This is a genomic window from Micromonospora orduensis (assembly GCF_006228125.1).
GTDB lineage: Bacteria > Actinomycetota > Actinomycetes > Mycobacteriales > Micromonosporaceae > Micromonospora > Micromonospora orduensis.
This window is the reverse complement of sequence record NZ_VDFY01000214.1, coordinates 1-7,811: the sequence shown is the minus strand read 5'-3', so window position 1 is coordinate 7,811 and position 7,811 is coordinate 1. Positions and strand designations below refer to the sequence as shown.

The window sequence follows — 7,811 nt, the reverse complement described above, 5'->3', positions numbered from 1 at the left end:
GGGCGGGGCCGGTGGGGTTGAGGATCGCGGTCATGGCGCTGCCTCCTAGCGGGAGTCGGACGTGCCGGTGGTGACGTCGACCGCCGCCCGCCCGGCGGCCAGCCGGGCGATCGGCACCCGGTACGGCGAGCAGGAGACGTAGTCCACGTCGGCGTCGGCGAAGAACGCGATCGAGTCGGGGTCGCCGCCGTGCTCACCGCACACCCCGATGGTGAGGTCCGGGCGGGCGGCCCGACCCTCGGCGACGGCCATCCGGACCAGGCGGCCCACACCGACGGCGTCGATGCTCTCGAACGGCGAGACGCCGAAGATCCCCCGCTCCAGGTAGGCGCTGAAGAACGAGCCCTCCACGTCGTCGCGGGAGAACGCCCAGGCGGTCTGGGTCAGGTCGTTGGTGCCGAAGGAGAAGAAGTGCGCCGCGCCGGCGATCTCCCCGGCGGTCAGCGCCGCCCGGGGCACCTCGATCATCGTGCCGATGGGGATGTCCGGCGCGTCCGGCACCCCGAAGATGACCGGTTCGATCTCGGCGCGCACCGCGCGGAGTTCGCGCACGTCGCCGACCAGCGGCACCATGATCTCCGGGCGGGGGTCGCCGCCGTCGCGGATCCGTTGCGCCGCGGCCTCCGCGACCGCCCGGACCTGCATGGCGAACAGCCCCGGGATCACCAACCCGAGCCGCACACCGCGCAACCCGAGCATCGGGTTGGCCTCGTGCATCCGGCGTACGGCGATCAGCAGGCGACCGTCGCGGCCCGGGTCCTCGCCGAGGGCCTCCGCGCGGGCCACCCGCGCGGTCAGCTCATGCAGTGGGGGCAGGAACTCGTGCAGCGGCGGGTCGATCAGGCGGATCGTCACCGGCAGCCCGTCCATCGCGGTCAGGATCTCCTCGAGGTCCGCCCGCTGCAACGGCAGCAACGCGTCCAACGCGGCGGTCACCTCGTCCGGCCCGTCGGCCAGGATCAGCCGCTCCACCAGCTCCCGCCGCTCGCCGAGGAACATGTGCTCGGTGCGGCACAGACCGATGCCGGTGGCGCCGAACCGTCGGGCCCGCCGGGCGTCCGCACCGGTGTCCGCGTTGGCCCGAACACCCAGCCGGCGCACCGCGTCGGCGTGTCCGAGGAGCCGGTGTACCGCCGCGACCAGCGGGTCGGCCTGCGACGCCAGGTCACCGGCGAGGTACCGGGCGACCGGGGACGGCTGCACCGGCACCTCGCCCGGGTAGACCCGACCGGTGGTCCCGTCGATCGAGATCACCTCGCCGGCCCGCACGACCCGGTCGCCGGCGGTGAACTCGCCGCGCTCGGCGTCGATGCGCAGCGCGTCCGCGCCGCAGACGCAGGTACGCCCCATGCCCCGGGCCACCACGGCGGCGTGCGAGGTCTTACCGCCGCGGGACGTGAGCACCCCCGCCGCGGCGATCATGCCGGGTAGGTCGTCCGGGTTGGTCTCCCGCCGTACCAGGATCACCGGTCCGTCGGCGGCCGCCGCCGCGGCCGAGTCGAAGACCACCCGGCCCACCGCGGCGCCTGGCGAGGCGCCGAGACCGACGGCCAGCGGTGTCGGCGCGCCGGTCAGATCGAACGCGGGGAACATAAGCTGGGCCAGTTGGGCGCCGGTGACCCGGCGCAACGCCTCGTCCAGCGTGATCAGCCCGTCGTCGACCAGCTGCGCGGCGATCACGAACGCTGCCGCGGCCGTCCGCTTGCCCACCCGGGTCTGCAGCATCCACAGCCGCCCCCGCTCGATGGTGAACTCGATGTCGCACAGGTCCCGGTAGTGCCGCTCCAACGTCGCCATGATCTCAAGCAACCGGCGGTAGCTCACCGGGTCGATGCGCGCCAGCTCGGGCAGACCCACGGTGTTGCGGATGCCGGCCACCACGTCCTCGCCCTGGGCGTTGGCGAGGTAGTCGCCGTACACGCCTGGCGTTCCGGTTGCCGGGTCACGGGTGAACGCCACCCCGGTGCCGGAGTCCGGGCCGAGGTTGCCGAAGACCATCGCCATGACGTTCACCGCCGTGCCGAGGTCGTCCGGGATGTGCTCCTGGCGGCGGTACAACCGCGCCCGCTCGGAGTTCCACGACTCGAACACCGACCGGATGGCCAGATAGAGCTGCTCGTGCGGGGCCTGCGGGAACTCGTGCCCCACGTGGGCGGCGAAGATCTTCTTGTACGTCTCCACCAGGTCGCGCAACTGCTCGGCGTTCGGCCCGGCCGGTCCGGCCGTCGCCCGCAGCGCCTCCAGCTCCCGCTCGAACTCCTCCGCCGGCAGTCCGTGCATCGTACGGCCGAACATCTGGATCAACCGCCGGTACGAGTCCCACGCGAACCGGGCGTCACCGCTGTGCGCGGCCAGAGGGCCGACCGTGGTGTCGTTGAGTCCGATGTCCAGGACCGTCTCCATCATCCCGGGCATCGAGTACCGGCCACCGGAGCGGACCGCCAGCAGCAGCGGGTCGTGCGGGTCGCCGAGCCGGCGGTCCAGCCGTGCCTCCACGTCGCGCAGGTGCGCGTTGACCTCGGCGAAGAGCCCGTCCGGAGGCGCACCGGTGCGCAGGTAGGCGCGGCAGGCGTCGGTGCTGATCGTGAACCCCGGCGGCACCGGCAACCCCAGCCGGGTCATCTCGCTCAGGTTCGCGCCCTTGCCACCCAGCAGGTCGGCCCTGCCCCGGTCACCCTCGATGAAGTCGTAGACGTACTTGGGCATGGTTCCGGCCTCCACTGTCGTTTACCGCACGGACCTCTCCATCTGTTCGTACCAATGTGTCGAGGGCTGTCGGCAGGGCCGGACGGTACGGCTGGCGGGCCAGAGGTCCCGCACCGTCACAGCCGAGCCGTACTCTCACCCGATGACGTCCGACGTGCTACTGCGCCCGGTCCGTGAGGACGACCTCGTGGAATTCTTCCTGCACCAGCAGGACCCGGAGGCCAACCGGATGGCCGCCTTCGGCCCCAAGGACCCGTCCGACCACCGCGAGTTCGCCCGGCACTGGGCGCGGGTGCTCACCAATCCCGTCAACCTGGTCCGCACCATCGAGATCGACGGCGAGGTGGTCGGCTACGTCAGCGCCTTCCCGGTCGACGACCAGACCGAGGTCAGCTACTGGATCGACCCGACCCGGTGGGGCCGCGGTCACGCCACCGCAGCCCTGGCCGCCCTGCTGCGCGAGCTGCCCCGGCCGGTGCACGCCCGCGCCGCCAAGGACAACGCCGCCTCCCTCGCGGTGCTGCGCAAATGCGGGTTCGTCGTGGTCGGCGAGGACTCGGGGTACGCCAACGGCCGCGGCGCCGACGTCGAGGAATGGCTGCTGGAGTTGCCCGCCGACACCCCTGACCTGGGCGGGCACTAGTCTCGCGGGGTGAACTGGTTGGATCTCGTCGGCTGGGCCGGCTCCGCGGTGCTGGTCTGGTCGCTGCTTCAGTCGCGCGTCCTGCGGCTGCGCGCCCTCAACCTCGTCGGCTGCGTCGTGCTGATCGGCTACAACGCCGCCATCGAGGTCTGGCCCATGGTCGGGCTCAACATCGTGCTCGCCGTGATCAACATCTGGTACCTGCGCGGCATGCTGGCCACCCGGCACGACGAGAAGACCTACCAGGTGGTCGAGGTCGGCGTCGGCGACCAGTTCCTGGCGCACACGCTGCGCGTGCACGGCACGGACATCGCCCGGTTCAACCCCGACTTCCACTGGGACCCGGACGCTCCGGGACGGTCCGCGTTCCTGGTGGTCACCGCCGACGAGGTGGTCGGGGTGGTGCTGTCACACGCCGAGTCACGCGGAGTCGCCCAGATCGACCTGGACTACGTGACCCCGAAGTTCCGCGACTTCACCCCCGGCGAGTTCGTCTACCGGCGCAGCCGCCTCTTCACCGAACGCGGCTTCCACCGGGTCGTCAGCCCACCCGGCATGGTCGCCCCCTACTACCATCGGCTCGGCTTCCGCCCCGAGGGGGGCGCGTACGTCCTCGACCTGCCGGCGCCGGTGACCACCGATTCGGCATAGCGAGCAGGATTCGGTCGCCGCCCCACGGGGCACAGAAGCGCGTACGCTGGCCGGCTCGCCGGCCGGCGGCGCCGCGCGTACCCGCCGGCGTCACCACAGTTGAGGGAGCGAACCGGGCGTGCAGAGCTACGGGAGCCAACTGGCCCTGGTCGGGATCCTGGTCGTCATCAACGCGCTCTTCGCCGGCAGTGAGATGGCGTTGGTGTCGCTGCGGGACAGCCAGATCCAACGATTGGAGCGCACCAGCCGGGCCGGGCGGGTGCTGGCCCGCCTCGCCAAGGACCCGAACCGCTTCCTCGCCACCATCCAGATCGGCATCACCCTGGCCGGCTTCCTGGCCTCCGCCGCCGCCGCGGTCTCCCTGGCCAAGCCCCTCGTACCGCTGCTCGGGGTGTTCGGCAAGGCCGCCGAGACGGTGGCCATCGTTGTGGTCACCCTCGCGCTGACCTTCGTCACCCTGGTCTTCGGCGAGCTGGCCCCCAAGCGGATCGCCATGCAGTCCGCCGAGCGGTGGGCGCTGCTGGTGGCCCGCCCGCTCGACCTGCTCGCCAGCCTCACCCGCCCGGCCGTCTGGGCGCTCGGCGCCACCAGCGACCTGGTCGTCCGTCTGGTCGGGCTCAACCCGAAGCACCAGCCGGAGGAGATCGGCCCGGACGAGCTGCGCGACATCGTCGCCGGCAACCACGGCTTCACCAAGGAGCAGCGCACCATCATCGCCGGCGCCGTCGAGATCGCCGACCGGCGGTTGCGGGCTGTCCTCGTACCCCGGTTGCAGGTCTTCACGCTCGACAGCGGGACCACCGCGGAGGCCGCGCGGCTCGTGCTGGCCGCCACCGGGCACTCCCGCGCGCCGGTGGTGCGCCATGGCGGCCTGGACGACACGGCCGGAGTGATCCACCTGCGTGACCTGGTCGGCGTGCCCGACGACCGGCCGGTCGACGAGATCGCCCGCCCGCCGATGCTGCTGCCCGACTCGCTGCCGGTGGTCGACGCGCTGCGCCAGTTCAAGGCCGAACGCCAGCACATCGCCCTGGTGGTGGACGAGCGCGGTGCCGTCGACGGGATCGTGACGCTGGAGGACATCCTGGAGGAGATCGTCGGGGAGATCTACGACGAGACCGACCGGGACGGCTACTCGGTGCGCCGCGAACCGGACGGTGCCCTGGTGCTGCCGGGCACCTTCCCGGTGCACGACCTTCCGGACATCGGCGTCGAGCTGCCGTCGCGCCCGGACGGCGACTACACCACAGTCGCCGGGCTGGTGCTGGCCCGCCTCGGGCACATCCCCACCGTGGCCGGTGAGGACGTGACCCTGGACGGCTGGGTCCTGATGGTGGCCGGCATCGACCACCGGGCCATCACCGAGGTACGACTGAGCCGGGTGCCCGACGAGACGGACGCCGAGCGGGACGCCGAGCCGGTGCTCGACGAGGCCCGCAGCTGACCCGTCGAGGGCGCGGCTCAGTCGCGGGAGAGGTTCTGCAGACGGACCTGTCCGCGGGCGACCAGCCGCTCGTCGGCGTCGGTGATCTCCACCTGCCAGAGCTGCTGGCTGCGGCCCCGGTGCACCGGCGTGCCGACAGCGGTCAGCTCGCCGTCCCGGACGGCCCGCAGGAAGTCCGTCTGGTTCGACACCCCGACGACCGTCCCCCGGTCGCCCAGCCAGAGCGAACCACCGACGCTGGCCGCGGTCTCCACCACCGAGCAGTACACCCCGCCGTGCTGGATGCCGAACGGCTGGTGCAGCTCCGGGAGGACCGGCCAGCTGATGACCACCCGGTCGGCGGTGGCCTCCTCGAACTTCAGCCCGAGCAGGGCGACGAAGCCACCCGTCAGATCCGGCTTCTCCACGGCAAAACCCTCCTCGATCAACGGGGCGCAAGCCTAACCGGGACGGGTTGCGCCAAACCCGGTACGGGTCGGCGCCGGCGATGGGGGAGAATCGGTGACCGTGACCGACAGCAGCTCCCCGCCGACCGGGCGGGACTCCCTGACCGACGACCTGCTCTGGCGTGGCCTCATTCAGGACTCGACAGGCCTCGACGAGCTGCGCGAGCTGCTCGACGGCGGGGCTGCCGCCACCTATTACGTGGGCTTCGACCCCACCGCCCCGAGCCTGCACGTCGGCAACCTCATGCAGGTCCTCATGGCCCGCCGGCTGCAACTCGCCGGCCACCGCCCGTTGTTGCTGGTCGGCGGGGCCACCGGGCAGATCGGTGACCCGAAGGAGAGCGCCGAACGGGCGCTCAACCCACCCGAGGTGATCGCCGGTTGGGTCGAGCGGATCCGCGAACAGCTCGCGCCGTTCGTGTCGTACACCGGCGACAACGCGGCACAGCTGGTCAACAACCTGGACTGGACCGGCGAGATGTCGATCGTCGAGTTCCTCCGCGACGTGGGCAAACACTTCCCGGTGAACAAGATGCTGGCCCGGGAGGTGGTGCGGGCCCGGCTGGAGACCGGCATCAGTTTCACCGAGTTCAGCTACCAGCTGTTGCAGGCCAACGACTTCTACGAGCTGCACCGTCGGCACGGCTGTCAGCTCCAGTTCGGCGGCTCCGACCAGTGGGGCAACATCACCGCCGGCGTCGACTACGTCCGCCGGCGGGGCGCGGGGCCGGTGCAGGCGTTCACCACGCCCCTGGTCACCAAGGCAGACGGTACGAAGTTCGGCAAGAGCGAGGGCGGCGCCGTCTGGCTCGACCCCACGATGACCAGCCCGTACGCGTTCTACCAGTTCTGGCTCAACGTGGACGACCGGGAAGTCGACCGCTACCTGCGGTACTTCAGCTTCCGCTCCCGCGACGAGCTGGAGGAGCTGGCGAAGGCCACCGCCGAACGACCGGCCGCCCGGCTGGCCCAGCGGGCGCTCGCCGAGGAGCTGACCACGCTTGTGCACGGCCCCGAGGAGACTCGGCAGGCCATCGCCGCCAGCCAGGCGCTGTTCGGGCGTGGTTCGCTCGACGACCTCGCCCCGGAGACGCTGCGCGCGGCGTTGACCGAGGCGGGCCTGGTGCGCCTCACCGGCGAGCTGCCCGACGTGGCAGGCCTCCTTCGGGACTCCGGGCTCGTGAACGGCCTCAAGGAGGCCCGCCGCGTGATCGCCGAGGGCGGTGCGTACGTCAACAACCACCGGGTGACCGACGTGGACGCCGCGGTGTCTCCGGACGATCTGCTGCACGGTCGGTACCTGGTGCTGCGCCGGGGCAAGCGCTCCTTCGCGGGCGTTGAGCTGGGCGGATAGCCGACCGTCGACGGTGTGACGGGGGACGCGTCCGGCGGATTTGACGATCACTCCGCCGGACGCGTAACTTTCTCTCTGCCAGCGCGGAACGGACGAAACAGGCGAAAGCCGAAGCGGCCGGAGCGCGGCGACGGCCTCGGGGTCGGGCGGGCGTGCCCACCGGATTCCGGACCGGGAGGTGCCACCAGAAACGCCGCGAGGCGGATTTGGCGCGGCGAAACCGACCGGGTATGGTTGGCAGTCGGTAGGGCACCGGGCGGGTCGCGAGAAATCGCGACGGCCGGCCTACCGAATCCGTGACGAGAGCGGCGCAAGCCGGTCGAGACATGGTGCCCGCATTAACTGATGAAGCACGACGAACCGCGAAACACCGGTTTGACACGGCGGAAACGGGCGGGTAACGTAGTAAAAGTGCCTGGCGCTGAAAGCGCCGGAGCGCCGAGCGGGAAAAGCCCCGAGATGGGTTCCACTGAGTGTGGTGCTTCTGATCGGTGTGTGGTTGTTCTTTGAGAACTCAACAGGGTGCTTGTAAAGCCAGTGCCAATTATGATTTATACCCCGGACTGG

General features: G+C 71.1%; 6 protein-coding genes. 4 read left to right on the top strand and 2 right to left on the bottom strand.

Going from position 1 to position 7,811, the window contains the following annotated elements; translation table 11 throughout:
• Positions 1–45: 45 nt before the first annotated feature.
• A complete protein-coding gene (gene ppdK / locus FHG89_RS24580; protein ID WP_139586781.1) occupies positions 46–2,706 on the bottom strand; it encodes a pyruvate, phosphate dikinase in 2,661 nt (886 codons plus the stop codon).
• Between the two features lie 142 nt (positions 2,707–2,848).
• Here ppdK and FHG89_RS24575 point away from each other — a divergent pair, with 142 nt between their 5' ends.
• From FHG89_RS24575 to FHG89_RS24565, 3 genes are all read left to right on the top strand, one after another.
• A complete protein-coding gene (locus tag FHG89_RS24575; RefSeq protein ID WP_139586780.1) occupies positions 2,849–3,349 on the top strand; it encodes a GNAT family N-acetyltransferase in 501 nt (166 codons plus the stop codon).
• A 9-nt stretch (positions 3,350–3,358) separates the two neighbouring features.
• Complete coding sequence (locus FHG89_RS24570) at positions 3,359–4,000, top strand: YgjV family protein (RefSeq protein WP_139586779.1); 642 nt, start codon at positions 3,359–3,361, stop codon at positions 3,998–4,000.
• A gap of 118 nt (positions 4,001–4,118) precedes the next feature.
• Positions 4,119–5,444: a hemolysin family protein gene (locus FHG89_RS24565; RefSeq protein ID WP_139586778.1), complete on the top strand. Its 1,326-nt coding sequence runs from the start codon at positions 4,119–4,121 to the stop codon at positions 5,442–5,444.
• A 17-nt stretch (positions 5,445–5,461) separates the two neighbouring features.
• On the opposite strand, the gene FHG89_RS24560 is transcribed toward FHG89_RS24565, so the two are convergent.
• A complete protein-coding gene (locus FHG89_RS24560) occupies positions 5,462–5,869 on the bottom strand; it encodes a PaaI family thioesterase (RefSeq protein WP_208761091.1) in 408 nt (135 codons plus the stop codon).
• A gap of 82 nt (positions 5,870–5,951) precedes the next feature.
• Here FHG89_RS24560 and tyrS point away from each other — a divergent pair, with 82 nt between their 5' ends.
• The gene (gene tyrS / locus FHG89_RS24555; RefSeq protein WP_139586782.1) at positions 5,952–7,244 is read left to right on the top strand and encodes a tyrosine--tRNA ligase; all 1,293 of its coding nucleotides are present in this window, start codon (positions 5,952–5,954) and stop codon (positions 7,242–7,244) included.
• The last annotated feature ends 567 nt before the right edge of the window (positions 7,245–7,811 follow it).

Excerpts from the sequence above, each read along its gene's own strand:
- ppdK (WP_139586781.1), bottom strand. The coding sequence starts at position 2,706 with ATGCCCAAGTACGTCTACGACTTCATCGAGGGTGACCGGGGCAGGGCC.
- FHG89_RS24575 (WP_139586780.1), top strand. The coding sequence starts at position 2,849 with ATGACGTCCGACGTGCTACTGCGCCCGGTCCGTGAGGACGACCTCGTG.